General features: G+C 42.2%; 8 protein-coding genes. 1 reads left to right on the top strand and 7 read right to left on the bottom strand.

Translation table 11 applies throughout. From position 1 onward, the window contains the following. Entirely contained in the window at positions 1-1389 is a 1389-nt protein-coding gene (locus tag ACLD6A_RS02460; protein WP_410313491.1) for an alpha/beta hydrolase-fold protein, read from the bottom strand. A gap of 318 nt (positions 1390-1707) precedes the next feature. Here ACLD6A_RS02460 and ACLD6A_RS02455 point away from each other — a divergent pair, with 318 nt between their 5' ends. Then, positions 1708-3837: an LTA synthase family protein gene (locus tag ACLD6A_RS02455; protein WP_410313490.1), complete on the top strand. Its 2130-nt coding sequence runs from the start codon at positions 1708-1710 to the stop codon at positions 3835-3837. Here the strand turns inward: ACLD6A_RS02455 and purD are convergent. From purD to purT, 6 genes are all read right to left on the bottom strand, one after another. Beyond that, positions 3834-5105, bottom strand: coding sequence for a phosphoribosylamine--glycine ligase (gene purD / locus ACLD6A_RS02450; RefSeq protein WP_102694629.1), 1272 nt, complete (start codon positions 5103-5105; stop codon positions 3834-3836). The genes ACLD6A_RS02455 and purD overlap by 4 nt on opposite strands. An 18-nt stretch (positions 5106-5123) precedes the next feature. Next, the gene (purM, locus tag ACLD6A_RS02445; protein WP_004137522.1) at positions 5124-6158 is read right to left on the bottom strand and encodes a phosphoribosylformylglycinamidine cyclo-ligase; all 1035 of its coding nucleotides are present in this window, start codon (positions 6156-6158) and stop codon (positions 5124-5126) included. A gap of 79 nt (positions 6159-6237) precedes the next feature. After that, positions 6238-7725, bottom strand: coding sequence for an amidophosphoribosyltransferase (gene purF / locus ACLD6A_RS02440; protein ID WP_410313489.1), 1488 nt, complete (start codon positions 7723-7725; stop codon positions 6238-6240). Positions 7726-7824: 99 nt separating this feature from the next. Beyond that, a complete protein-coding gene (locus ACLD6A_RS02435) occupies positions 7825-11580 on the bottom strand; it encodes a phosphoribosylformylglycinamidine synthase (protein WP_410313488.1) in 3756 nt (1251 codons plus the stop codon). A gap of 179 nt (positions 11581-11759) precedes the next feature. Further along, positions 11760-12554: a phosphoribosylaminoimidazolesuccinocarboxamide synthase gene (gene purC / locus ACLD6A_RS02430; RefSeq protein WP_410313487.1), complete on the bottom strand. Its 795-nt coding sequence runs from the start codon at positions 12552-12554 to the stop codon at positions 11760-11762. A gap of 165 nt (positions 12555-12719) precedes the next feature. Then, positions 12720-14012: a formate-dependent phosphoribosylglycinamide formyltransferase gene (gene purT, locus ACLD6A_RS02425; protein ID WP_410313486.1), complete on the bottom strand. Its 1293-nt coding sequence runs from the start codon at positions 14010-14012 to the stop codon at positions 12720-12722. Positions 14013-14158 lie beyond the last annotated feature (146 nt).

Genomic DNA, 14158 nt, shown 5'->3' with positions numbered 1-14158 from the left:
TTAGTCTCGATTCACTTTTTTATGAACAAGAATTTTTACATTCGGATACGTGTTTAGATTTGGAACAGTTTTTGAAATGCCTGTTTGCTTGCAGAAAAGATCAAGAACTACTTTCAATCCTGCTTTTACGGTATGCCAATCGTGTCCAGAATTTTTAGCGAGCATTGTTAAAACGTTAATACCTGCGCTGTGTGCGCTTAAAGCAATAGTTGCCTGATTTGCTTGAGATTTAGGATCCCAATAGCCGGCAATAGCATAATAGTTTTGTTTTAGCGGAGCGTTTTTTCGCATTATTTTACTAGGAACGTGACGCTCGTATGCTGAAGTATTTCCGTTAAAGTAGCGTTTAATTGTTTCTTGACGGTTTTGATACGTTGGTTCTAGTTCGCCGCCGGCAGAATACATGCTTCTAAAAATATTCGGATGCGCTGGAACTAATTGAGTAGCGCAAGTTCCGCCTTGAGAAAAGCCTCCCATAAGCCACATGCTTGGGTCTTTGCTTACTGGAAGATTTTTGCGAATCCAGTTAGGCACGTCGCGAATTAAATACGTTTCTGCTTTGCCGTAAACTCCAGTATCTGCACAAAGTGAGTTATGTGTCGCTTCACCGTTTTGATCTGGGGCTACAACAATAGGGGCTAAGCCTTTATGAGATTTTGCGTAATCGTCTAAAGTTTCAGCAATGTCGCTGGCTGCAAAGAAGTGATTTGGGCTACCGGGCTGTCCTGCTAGCATAACCATAACTGGAAGCTTTGGTGGATGCTTTACAAGCGCTGCAGGAGGCAAATAAACGTTTGCTGTGCGAGCTTTGAACTTTGAGTATGTGTTAGGAATGTGTGCTGAGCGAAGAATACCTTTTTTAGGCATTTTTGTAAGCTTATTTTGTTTTGCTAAACTGTACCATTCTTCAATACTTGCAGTAGCAGATTTTTCCTTATTAACCTCAAGCTTTGGGAAATTACCCATTCCAAAAATTGATCCAAGTGTTGTATATTCGCCGTAAACCATATCAACTCTTAAAGCTGTGCTAATAAGAGTTAAAACAATAGCAATAACAGCAACTAGTCGTTTCCAACCTTTAGTGAACACGAATGCTGTGCCAGCAAAGCCAACAAGAGCAAATCCTATTGCAACACAAATAATAACAAGCCAACCAAGGCTTACTCCAAACACAAGGAATACGTCTGAAATTAGCCAAGCAATTAATCCGCCAACTATGAAGAATATGCTTGCAACACCTAGCTGTATAAGCAAGTTCACTATGCTAAATAAGTGTTTTGAACGTTTTGATTTAGTGAAAATCAGCACGAATAAAGTTAAGCCGGTTAAACTAAATAAGCTTGTTGGTAACCAGCCTTGCAAAAGACTTATTTTTGCCAATTGCAGCATGCTTGAATCCTACACTTTCTTGCTTAACTAGGTGCAAACTACTTTTAAAGTGAACGATACTCGCAATATTTCACCCAACCGAAATATAGTTTATGTATCTTAATTTTTTCTTAATATTTGCTTTAGTTTTTTATAGTTTTTACTGTTCTAATCGTAGTTGCCGAAACATATATTGTAATCCACCGGAAGTATGAAAAATATCAGCATGTCGAACTACTGGTACTAATAAATATGCAAGTATGACGATAGCAATAACTACAATGGTCAATTATTGTGCATATATAAGGGTTCGTTTAGCTAGGAACGGTTGGAATTATTATGGATGAAATTGCGCTTGAGCCTTCAAAAAGCGAGAAGGAAGAGGGTGACTATAAGGGGGAAGACCCTAAAGAGCAGAGTAATTCCAAAAATTTCTTTTCATCTTTGCTAAAGACATTAAATAAGCATCAAATATCTATTCCGCGCTGGCTTTATATAGTATTTTTTGTTCTAAATAGCGTTGGAATGATGGTTATTTTCCAGATGGGCGTGCAAACAGGCTCTCGCAGCCAGGTTTTGAATGGTCTGATTGACAATATTACGCGAATGTTCTGCAACATTTGGGAAAATTTAAACTTCGTATTTGTGCTTAATTTGCTTATTTTTGCGGTTATTTATGGATTAATTATTATTCTTACTAACCGTTTTTGGCTTACCTCAATGGTTTTGCTGTCTCTTTGCATAATTATTTCGATTATTGAGTACATGAAGATTTTTGTGCGGAATGAGGCAATTCTTCCTGCTGACCTGAATTTTTTGCAAAGCGATACCGGCAATATTTCAACATTTTTGCCGCCTAATGCTGCTCGCGTTACTTTATACGCAATAATTTGCGTGATTATTTTCGTTGTAGTTTTTATGACGATTCATTTATTAGATAAGAATCGTGGAAAAGTAGTTTGGTTTGAAGACAAGCGTTTGCGCTACGGTGTGCGAGCTGGAATTTTTGTGCTGATTTTCGCATCCTTCTCGTGGTATGTTGCTTCTGTTGGCACTGTTGGTTCTGTTGCTAATTCTTTTAACCAATTTATGGGCGACCGTCCTGCAATGTGGGATTCTGCTTACGATGCGCAACTTAACGGACCAATAGTTGCGTTTACTAGGCAGGTTAATCCAAAAATCATGTCAAAGCCTGAAAACTATAGCGAAGAAACCATGAAACAAGTGGTAGCTCGCTACGAGAAAGCAGCTAACAAACTTAACGCTTCTCGTAAGAATAAAATAAATAACAGTACTCTTATTGTTATTCTTTCTGAATCTTTTGCAGATCCTTCACGCGTTCCTGGAATTTCTTTTAATAAGACGATTATTCCTTTTATTGACAGTGTGAAAAAGAATACGGATAGCGGTCTTATGCTTTCTTCCGGCTACGGCGGGGGAACGGCAAATCTTGAATACATGACTATGACCGGTTTAAGCATGGTTAATTTTGATCCTTCGCTTACGAGCCCGTACCAGCAGTTAGTTCCTAAAAAATCGTGGATTCCAACAATCAACCGTTATTGGAATGATGGTAAGAACTCTTTGGCTTTCCACCCATTTGAGCCTTCTATGTATTTGCGCGCTAAGAATTATAAGAAGTTCGGTTTTACTAAGTTCTATTCTTTGCGAAAGCCGGATGTTATTAAGTATCAGAAGCGTATTGATTTAGCGCCGTACGTGTCGGATGATTCCGCATATTCCAGCGTTTTGGAATCTATTTCGCGCAAGTCTTCTCCTGATTTTATTCAGCTTGTTACAATGCAAAATCATATGCCTTATAACGATTGGTATAAGAATAATGATTTTAAGGTGTCTTCTACTGATTCCAGCAAGCCTTTGGGTGAGGAAGAGTCTTCTATTATTCAAACGTATGCTAAAGGCGCAAATTATACGGATAAAGCAACTTCTAAGTTCCTTAATAATTTGAATAAACTCAATAAGCCTGTAACAGTGTTGTTCTACGGTGATCATCTTCCTGGAGCATACTCTACAGCTAGTGCGGATAAGAATAATTCTCTTATTTTGCATTTAACAGATTACTTTATTTGGTCAAATAAGGCTGCTAAAGAAAATCTTAAATCTTCTAAGAAGATTCACGCAAAAACAGAAGCTTATTCTTCTCCAAACTTCTTTATTTCCCAGGTTGCGCGTCATATGAACGCTAAGGTTTCGCCGTATGTTGCTTTCCTCACAAAGCTTCATACGCATATTAGTGCAATGGAGCCGCCTGTTGTTAACACAATTCAAGGATGGGATAGAATCCCTGAGGGTCAACCAATTTACCTTGATCACGACGGCAGGCCAATGGTTTACTCAGCAATGGATGAGCAAACTAAGCAGCTTTTGGACGACTATAAGCTTATACAGTACGATGTTACAGCTGGAAAGAACTACACTCGCAACACTAACTTCTTTAAGATGCCTTAGATAAGCGCTTTTGAAGCTATGTCGTGCCTAAAGAACATGTGTGTAAGATTAAGATTGTCCAATATTGCGTAGACCTTCTTTTGCGCATCTTCTACGTCTTCTCCGTGCACTTGTACAAGCGCTACGCGTCCGGAAGAAGTTACAAGATTGCCGGTTTCTTCCTGGCTTTTAACTCCTGCAAAATACACGTGCTGACCTTGATTTTCGTCAACAGGAATTTGCGGAAGTGGAGTTCCGGTAACTAAAGTGCCAGGGTAGCCTTCGCTTGCAATTATTACGCCGAGCGTAACACCGCTATTTTTCCAAGTAAAAGTTGGTGTTTTATGCTGCAAAATATTCCATATAGCTGCACCGAAATCTGAAGTAAGGCGAGGAAGCACAACTTCTGTTTCTGGGTCTCCAAATCGAGCGTTAAACTCAATAACTTTAGGGCCCGAAGCTGTATCAATCAAACCTGCATAAAGTATGCCTGTAAAAGGTGTTCCTTCTTTAGCTAAGCCTTCAACAGTTGGTCGCACAATCTCGTCAATAGCGCGCTGAACTGTTTCGCTACTGATTTGTGGCACAGGGCTATAAGCTCCCATTCCGCCTGTGTTTGGTCCTTTATCACCATCGTAGGCGCGCTTATGATCTTGAGAAATTGGCATAACCCAAAAGTCTGTTCCGCTCACAAAGCTCATAAGCGAAAACTCTTGTCCTTGCAAAAATTCTTCAATAACAACTTTTGCTCCGGCTTGACCAAAACGGTGGTCGACGAAAATATCTTCCAAAGCTTCAATTGCTGTTTGCTCGTCCATTGCAACAGTAACGCCTTTTCCTGCTGCTAAACCGTCGGCTTTAATAACAATTGGAGCACCATGTTCAAGCACGTAGTTTTTAGCTGGCTCTAAAGATTCAAAAGTTTTGTAGGCTGCTGTTGGAATGTTGTGGCGATGCATAAGCTTTTTTGCAAAATCTTTAGAGCCTTCGATTTGAGCCGCCGCCTTGTTTGGGCCAAAAGCTGCAATGCCGTTAGCTTCAAAATCGTCTACAATTCCGTTCATAAGCGGCACTTCTGGGCCAATAAACGCAAAGTCGTAGTTGTTATCTTTAACGAAGCTAATAAGAGCTTCGTGATCCGACTGACTAATGTTTACGGTTTTAATTCCGTCTGCTGCAATACCCGGGTTTCCAGGCGCAACTGTTACTTCTTCAACGCTTTCGCCTTTAAGAAGTGCGTGTGCAATAGCGTGCTCTCTAGCGCCAGAACCAACAACTAAAACTTTCATTTTTTGTCCTTTATAGTTTTATTGCAACTCAACTGCAGCGTTTTTGCGTTCGATCATTTCGCCAATAACATAAGCTGTTTCGTTATTTTCGCTTAGTGTGCTAAGCGCTTCTTCGGCCTTGTTTTTATCAACCGCCAAAACCATGCCGATTCCCATGTTAAAAACGTTGAACATTTCGTCATGAGCAACTTTGCCAGCTTTTTCAATAACGTCAAAAATAGGCGGAACATTCCAGCTTGACGTATCGATTTTTGCGGCCAAATCATCCGAGTACATGCGTGGAATATTCTCAATAAATCCGCCGCCTGTAATGTGAGCCACTCCCTTAATAAGATGCTTTGCAAAAAGCGGTTTCAAAGCTTTTACATAAATTCGCGTAGGTTCGAGCAGAACTTCGCCAATAGTTTTTCCATCTAGCTCTTCAAGTTTGGTGTTTACGTCGTAGCCTGCTTCTTCAAACAAAGCTTTACGCACAAGCGAGAAACCGTTCGAGTGAACTCCAGAAGAAGGCAAACCAATGAGAACGTCGCCAGAAGTAATAGTGGAGCCGTCAACAATATTCGTTTTTTCTGCAACGCCAACTGCAAAACCTGCAAGATCGTACTCGTCCTCGGCATACATTCCAGGCATTTCAGCGGTTTCTCCGCCAATTAAGCCTGCTTCTGCTTGAACGCAACCGTCTGCAACTCCTGCAACAACCTGCTCAAGTAGTGCAGGATTATTTTTTCCGCAAGCAATATAGTCAAGGAAGAAAAGCGGTTCTGCGCCTTGAGCTGCAATGTCGTTTACGCACATAGCAACGCAATCAATGCCAATCGTATTGTGCTTATTCATCATTTTTGCAACCATAAGCTTGGTTCCAACGCCGTCTGTTCCAGAAATCAGAACAGGCTCTTTGTAACCGAGGGAGGCCAAGTCGAATAATCCGCCGAATCCGCCGATGCCACCCATAACGCCTGGACGCTTCGTGCGATTCACATGCGATTTGATACGACGAACTACTTCGTATCCTGCTTCTACGCTTACGCCAGCTTCATCATATGCGTGCGGCATGTTGATTCCTTTCCTAAAATGTTATAAGTATTTTCTTAAATTTTATTAATAAATTGCCGTAAATAAGTAAAATATTAAGTTATATAAGGTTTTCGTGTGAATATTTACTGCGTTTTCTAACTTCTTGTAAATACTCGCGCTCGTTTTGAGGAAGCGAAGTCAAAAATTCTTCGCCGTAATCATCCAGTGCGGTAGGGTAGTCGCCATTAAAGTATGCAACGCACAATCCGCCGTAAGGAGCCGGCTTATTTAACCCAATTGACTCAACAAGTCCGTCCAAAGACAGGAACGCAAGAGAATCAGCATCAATATACTCGCGAATCTCTTCAACTGAATGTTTTGCGGCAATAAGCTCTTTAGTTGTTTGAATATCAATGCCGTAGAAGCAAGGATATTTAAGAGGTGGGGAAGAAATACGCATATGCACTTCTTTAGCGCCCGCTTCTCTAAGTAGTTGCACAATGCGCTTAGAAGTTGTGCCGCGCACGATTGAATCGTCAAGAACAATAACACGTTTTCCTTCAACAACACTGCGCACAGCAGAAAGTTTCATACGCACACCCTGCTCGCGCAATTCTTGAGTTGGCTGAATAAAAGTGCGAGCTACATACTGGTTTTTAATCAATCCCATTTCGTTAGGAAGACCACTTGCTTCCGCGTATCCTGCGGCTGCAGAAAGAGAAGAGTTAGGAACTCCAATAACCATGTCTGCTTCAACAGGGGATTCTTGAGCTAAACGAGATCCCATACGCTTTCTTGCAGCATGAACGTTAATTCCGTAAATATTAGAATCTGGGCGAGCAAAGTAAATAAACTCCATTGAGCACACTGCCTGCTGCACGTTATTCGTGTAGCGCTCAATCTTGTAGCCTTCGTCGTTAATAACGATTATTTCTCCAGGCTCAATATCTCGAATAAATTCGGCGCGAACAATATCAAAAGCGCAAGTTTCAGAAGAAAGAACGTAGGCGCCGTTTTGCATGCGACCAAGAGCAAGCGGACGGAAGCCGTTTGGATCCGTAGCGCCAATTAAAGAATCTTCTGTAAGAAGCAGGTAAGCAAATCCGCCGTGAACAGTTAGTAACGCTTCTTTAAGACGTTCCATAAAAGTTGGTTTATTAGATCGTCTAATTAAGTGCATTAGTATTTCAGTGTCGGAATTTGAGTGGATAATAGCGCCATTGTCTTCTAAAGAATTGCGTAAGCTTGTACAATTCGTCAAATTTCCGTTATGAGCTAAAGCTACATCTCCATCGTGGAAGTGGAATAAGAAAGGTTGAATGTTATCAACACTTCCAGATCCTGCAGTAGCGTAACGCACATGGCCAATAGCACGATTTCCTGTTAAACGTTCCATAACCTGCTCGTTGCTAAAAACTTGCGTAAGTAGGCCTAGTCCGCGATGTCCGTGAAGAGTGCCGTTATCGTTAGATACTATTCCAGCTCCCTCTTGGCCGCGATGCTGAAGCGCATGCAAACCAAAATAAGTGAGCCTAGAAGCATCTTTGTGACCCCAAACACCAAACACTCCGCACTCTTCGTGAATGTCCTCAAGCTCTGCAGACATCTTTAACCCCCTTGTAATCGCTTACTTTAATTCGCGAAACTATACTCATTGTTGCACATGCTTCTAATAAGCTAATGTTACGTTTCATGCCGCTCATACTCACGCCGTGAAGTACTGAACTCCAGCATCAAACAGTGGCTGTTCGTGGAAATCAGGAATGTTCACGTACAAGCCTTCGCCTGCTCGTTCGCAATGACCCATCTTTCCAAAAACTCGACCATCTGGGCTGGTAATTCCTTCAACGGACATAATTGATCCGTTTGGATTCACATTCAAACTCATGCTTGGAACGCCATTACTATCAACGTATTGCGTAGCTACTTGGCCGTTGTTAATAAGCTTTTCCATAACTTCTGGCGTTGCAATAAAACGACCTTCACCATGAGAAATAGCAACAGTGTGAATATCGCCAACTTCAGTATTTTTAAGCCATGGAGACATGTTTGAAGCGACTCGCGTACGTACAATTCTGCTTTGATGCCTGCCAATCGTGTTATAAGTAAGCGTTGGGCAGTTAGAATCAATAGGAACAATATCGCCAAAAGGCACTAAACCAAGCTTAATAAGTGCTTGGAAACCGTTGCAAATGCCCAGCATAAGTCCGTCTCGATTCTTAAGCAGATCGCGCACAGCGTCAGTCACTTCCGGATTTCTAAAGAAGGATGCAATAAACTTTGCTGAACCGTCCGGCTCGTCGCCGCCGGAGAAGCCGCCAGGAATCATAACAATCTGGCTCTTATTAATCTCCTCAACAAGTTTCTTTGCAGACTCGGCAATATCTTTAGCGCTCAAGTTGTTAATAATAAGCGTATGAGCGTCGGCACCTGCACGCTCAAAAGCAGCTTGAGTATCGTACTCGCAATTATTTCCAGGGAAGACTGGAATAATAACGCGCGGGTGAGAAAGCGGCTTTAGCTTTCCTGTGTGCGCGTGGTTTGTAGTAGAAGCATTATTTTCGTTACTAATAGTTTCTACAATCTCACCAGGCTTTTTATATGGGAAGATTGAGGAAAGTTCACTTTCCCAAATCTTTTGCAAATCGCTTAAATCAACTTCTTCGCCATTTGCGGAAATAATTGCGTAATTCTCAGTCGTTTCGCCAATAATCTCAACGTCAACCAAGCTTGTATTAGCTAAAGATTGGACTTCAGTGTTTTCTTTAAGCTCAACGTAGAAGCTTCCGTATGCTGGCTTAAATAAATCATCGTTGCTTAAATTATTGAATAATTTAAGACCAATATGATTTCCAAGCGTCATCTTGAATAAGATTTCCGCGCTCGCACCGTAGCCAGGAGTTGCAACAGCAAGAGCTTGCTTGTTCTTCGTAATATTTTCGATTAATTCTAGAGTTTTAAGGAAACTTTCCTTTTCTGGAGTAATTCCGTCGGATTTATATTGTGGAGCAATTCGCAAAACCTTATGATTTACGCCCTTAAATTCTGGCGAAACAGTTAAACGCGCATCTCCAGTAGAAACAGCAAAGGAAATTAAAGTTGGTGGAACATCCAAATTCTCAAAACTGCCGCTCATAGAATCTTTGCCGCCAATAGCGCCAACACCAAAATCAAGTTGCGCGATTAAAGCGCCAAGAACTGCTGCAGTTGGCTTTCCCCAACGTTCTGGAACATCGTGAGGCTTGCCAAAATATTCTTGCAAACTCAAGTAAGCACGTTCGCGCGTGAAACCGCTTGCTGCTAGCTTTGCCAAAGACTCAACAACAGCAACATAAGCTCCAGTAAACTGATTCTTTTCCATCAAATACGGATTAAAGCCCCAAGCCATTGCGGAAGCAGTGTTTGTTTCGCCAAATACTGGGAATTTAGCAACCATAGCTTGAGCTGGAGTAAGCTGACGACGACCGCCAAAAGGCATAAGCACAGTTGCTGCACCAATTGTAGAATCGAAGCGTTCAGCCAAACCCTTGTTTGAAGCAATATTAATGTTGGAAACAAGAGAACGCATACGTTCAGTGAGAGTCAAATTAGACTGATCCTGCCATGGGTTCGTATAAGATTTTCCACTTTCAATATGAAGAACCTGCTGTTTTGCAGCACCGTTAGAAGCCAAGAATGCGCGGCTTAAGTCCACAATGGTTTTTCCGCGCCAAGTCATGCGCATACGGGCTTCTTTGGTAACAGTCGCAATGATTTCTGCTTCCAAATTTTCTTCACGAGCATACTTCAAAAATGCTTCAGCATCATTGGCAGCAACATCAACAGCCATGCGTTCCTGGGATTCAGAAATAGCAAGCTCAGTGCCGTCAAGACCCTCATACTTTTTAGAAACCTTGTCTAGATTAATAGTTAAACCGTCGGCAATTTCGCCGGTAGCAACAGAAACGCCGCCCGCACCAAAATCATTACAACGCTTAATAAGCTGGCAAGCATCCTTGCGGCGGAAAAGTCGCTGCAACTTGCGTTCAATAGGAGCGTTACCTTTTTGAACTTCAGCTCCACATTCTTCAATACTTTCAACATCCTGTGCTTTAGAAGCGCCGGTAGCTCCGCCAATTCCGTCGCGACCAGTACGACCGCCAAGAAGAATAATCACATCTCCAGGAGCAGGAGTTTCTCTGCGCACATGGTCGGCTGGTGTAGCGGCAACAACCGCACCAACTTCCATACGCTTAGCAACATAGCCCGGGTGGTATAACTCGTGCACTTCGCCGGTAGCTAAACCAATCTGATTTCCATAAGAAGAGTAGCCTGCTGCAGCAGAAGTTACAATCTTTCGCTGTGGAAGCTTACCGTTTAAAGTTTCACTAATAGGAGTACGCGGATCTGCAGCGCCGGTTACGCGCATAGCTTGGTAAACGTAGGAACGTCCAGAAAGAGGGTCTCGAATGCAGCCACCAATGCAAGTTGCAGCGCCACCAAAAGGCTCAATTTCAGTAGGATGATTATGCGTTTCGTTCTTAAACAGGAACAGCCAATCCTCATCGTGGCCGTTTACATCAACCTTAACTTTTACAGTGCAAGCGTTAATTTCTTCCGACTCATCCAAATTTTTAAGCTCGCCAGTATGCTTCAAATATTTAGCACCAATAGTTGCCATATCCATTAAGCAAACAGGCTTATTTTCACGATTTAACTTTTTTCGCAAATCAAGATAACGATTAAACGCTTCTTGAACTGTGCTATCGTCAATCGTAATATTTGTAAGCTCAGTGCCAAAAGTAGTATGACGGCAGTGGTCGGACCAGTACGTATCAATAACGCGAATCTCGGTAATAGTAGGATTGCGATTTTCTTCCCTAAAGTATTGCTGGCAGAACTTTGCGTCAGCCAAATCCATAGCCAAACCGCGATCCTCAATAAACTTCTGCAATCCAGCTTCATCTAAACTGTTAAAAGTATCAATTACTTCAACGTCTGCAGGAACTACTGTTTCTCGCTGCAAACTCTTTACTTCGTCAAGTGATGCTTCACGCGCCTCAACAGGGTTAATAACGTAATGCTTAATAGAATCCATGGCTTCTTCGTCAAGATTGCCTTTTAACGCAATTACTTTAGCAGTGCGCACAGTTGGGCGCTCGCCTTGACTAATAAGCTGAATGCACTCGCTTGCGGATTGTGCGCGCTGGTCGAACTGACCAGGCAAAAATTCAACAGCAAACACGTGCTCGCTTGTTTCAATAGGCAAATAGTCGTAGGTTTTATCAACCGGTGGCTCGCTTAATACAGTTCGAACAGCAGTATTGAACAAATCTTCGTCAATACCTTCTAAATCGTATCTGTTGATAATTCGTGCGGAAGTAATCGCGCTTATGCCAAGAATTTCCTTAAGCTCATGTAAAAGTTGCTGAGCTTGAACGTCAAAACCATTGCGTTTTTCCACATATACGCGAAATACCACGAGAAACCTACCTTGTTGAAAGTGCGGTATGAGCAGTGTTTGTTATGGGCTTTTAAGTTATAAATTGTGGGTTAAGTTATGTGTTAAGTTGTGGCTTAAATTATTGGTTAAATTATTGGTTAAATTATGTAAGAATGTGTGTGGCCCGCACCCCTAAAGGCACGAGCCACAACAAAATCTTATCGGTTCACACAATCATCTGGTTTGCGCACGCAAAAGTCTAAACCTTCGCTTTTTGCTAAGTTTTCCAGCCTGCTGTGAATCTCTTCATAAGCCGGGATTATGTCTCCCAAATCACGTCGGAATAAGTCTTTATCCAAATGGCTTACGCCGTTTTCACCAGCATTGCCGCCAGCATTGCGCTTATCCCAAAGTCTGCAAGTATCAGGCGTAATTTCGTCCGCAAGAAGAATATTTCCTTGCGCGTCCACACCCTCTTCAATCTTGAAGTCAACAAGCTGAACATCAATCTTGGAGAAAATATCAAGCAAAGCATTGTTTACAGCGTGAGCTTGGCGAGTAATTTCCGCCATCTCTTCGTCTGTGGCTAAACCTAAAGCCACAACACCTTCGGGGTTAATAAATGGATCGCCAAGTTCGTCGGACTTTACGCAGAACTCCAACAATGGCTTCTTTAATGGGGTTCCTTCTTTAACGTTGTAACGTTTTGCGAAAGAACCAGCAGCAGTATTGCGCATAATAATTTCCAGTGGGAACATGCGCATACGCTTTACGAGTTGTTCAGTATCGGAAATACGTCCGAGGAAGTGGCTTTTTACGCCGCGCGCCTCAAGTAAATGGAATAGTAAAGAAGTAATCCGGTTGTTTAAACTGCCTTTACCGGCGATCTGAGCTTTCTTCAGACCGTTACCAGCGGTTGCCTGGTTCATATATTCAACCCAGAGCACATTGGTGTCATCGGTAGCGTACAGTTTTTTGGCTTTGCCTTCATACAACTTGTTAAGTTTTTCCATGATATGCCCTCTCTTACGTGCATTCATAGTTGTAGGCGCAAACCAACAGTATTTGTAGGTTTACCTGACCTTGGCCAGCACGATTAGCGTAACAATTGTTACCTACAAAATTTCCGGCAAATATTGCTGAAGTGCAATATAAATTATTGTTTAATACCTTTATTTTCAAAGTATTTCAGCATTTGAACTATCCGTATGCAATGCTTTTATAATGCGTGTCGCATTTTTTCTTGCTTCCTCTTGACCAGATCCTGTAGCAAGAGCTACGGCCATACGTCTGTGGCCGTGAACTGCAGGCTTAGCAAAAATACGCAAGCCGCTTCTATAATTTTCGTCCGAGCTTAAAGCCTTGGAAATATTAGTAAATCCAACTTCTCCTTCGCCCTCAACAACAATCGCATGACTTGCTGCAACCTCGTTATCTTTTAACGAAACAGAAGTGTAGTTTGCTGTAACAGGCACGCCTAAAACAGCGAGCACATGAAGCGCAAACTCGCTGTAATGCTGCGAAATCATAGTTACCATGCCAGTATCGTGTGGACGAGGTGAAAGCTCATTAAATAACAGTGAGCCATCTTTTAATACAAATAACTCGACTCCATAAACGCCCCAACCAGTTTCGTTAGAATCGTGAGCAATATTTGTTAAACCTTCTACGGCGCGCTTTGCTATATTTTTCGCATTATTTCGTATGTTTTCCGGAATATTTGCAGGCTGCCAAGATTCTCTATAATCGCCATCTTGCTGACGCTGAGCAATTGGTTCGCAAGTAGTAATTCCTGCGCAAGAGCTTATTGTAAGAACTGTAAGCTCGTAGTCAAGCGGAGCTAAAGCCTCAACAATAACGCGAGAACACTCGTTTTCGTGGCCGGCTGCCGCGCGTCTTCCATGCTGAGCCTCGTCCCACGCAGCTTTAAGCGCTTCTGGGTTTTTAACTATAGACTGGCCGTGCCCGGAAGAACTCATAACAGGCTTAACAACGCAAGGGTAGCCAACGATTTTTGCGCCGTCGTCTAATTCCTCATAAGAGGACGCAAAACGGTATGGGGTGGTAGGCAGGCATAAATCTTCGTGCGCAATTTTGCGCAAGCGCTCGCGATCCATTGCAATTGCTGCAATATCTGCACTAGGAACAACCTGGATTTGATTATTCGCTGCATTCTTTAAAACTTTAGTTGCGATTGCTTCAACTTCCGGAATAATAATGTCAGGTTTTACATTTGAAATAAGTTCTTGCAATTCTTGCGGATTTGACATATCTAACACTCTGTATTCGTGAGCTATTTGCATAGCAGGAGCGTTTTTATAACTGTCTGCCGCGCAAACGCGCACGCCTAATCGCATAAGCTCAATCGCAATTTCCTTGCCAAGTTCGCCTGAACCGAGAAGAAGTGCTGTCAGATTGCTACTGTTTTCAGGTACGCCAAATATGCGCTGATTTTGCTCAGAAAAACTCATACGTCTATTGTTGCATTTGCTATTGTCTAGCTGGGGATTAGTTTTAATATGCGACGCGCCGAAGTGTGTTGCTCTGGCGGAAATCTAGAAAATCGTGTATAGTATTCCTCTGTTGTGTGATTCGATTCGTTTATTCGTTTATTCGT

This window comes from Gardnerella sp. Marseille-Q9691 (genome assembly GCF_046507715.1).
GTDB lineage: Bacteria > Actinomycetota > Actinomycetes > Actinomycetales > Bifidobacteriaceae > Bifidobacterium > Bifidobacterium greenwoodii.
This window is presented reverse-complemented; position numbering and strand designations above follow the sequence as displayed.

Excerpts from the sequence above, each read along its gene's own strand:
- ACLD6A_RS02455 (WP_410313490.1), top strand. The coding sequence starts at position 1,708 with ATGGATGAAATTGCGCTTGAGCCTTCAAAAAGCGAGAAGGAAGAGGGT.
- purD (WP_102694629.1), bottom strand. The coding sequence starts at position 5,105 with ATGAAAGTTTTAGTTGTTGGTTCTGGCGCTAGAGAGCACGCTATTGCA.
- purF (WP_410313489.1), bottom strand. The coding sequence starts at position 7,725 with ATGTCTGCAGAGCTTGAGGACATTCACGAAGAGTGCGGAGTGTTTGGT.
- purM (WP_004137522.1), bottom strand. The coding sequence starts at position 6,158 with ATGCCGCACGCATATGATGAAGCTGGCGTAAGCGTAGAAGCAGGATAC.
- purC (WP_410313487.1), bottom strand. The coding sequence starts at position 12,554 with ATGGAAAAACTTAACAAGTTGTATGAAGGCAAAGCCAAAAAACTGTAC.
- purT (WP_410313486.1), bottom strand. The coding sequence starts at position 14,012 with ATGAGTTTTTCTGAGCAAAATCAGCGCATATTTGGCGTACCTGAAAAC.
- ACLD6A_RS02460 (WP_410313491.1), bottom strand. The coding sequence starts at position 1,389 with ATGCTGCAATTGGCAAAAATAAGTCTTTTGCAAGGCTGGTTACCAACA.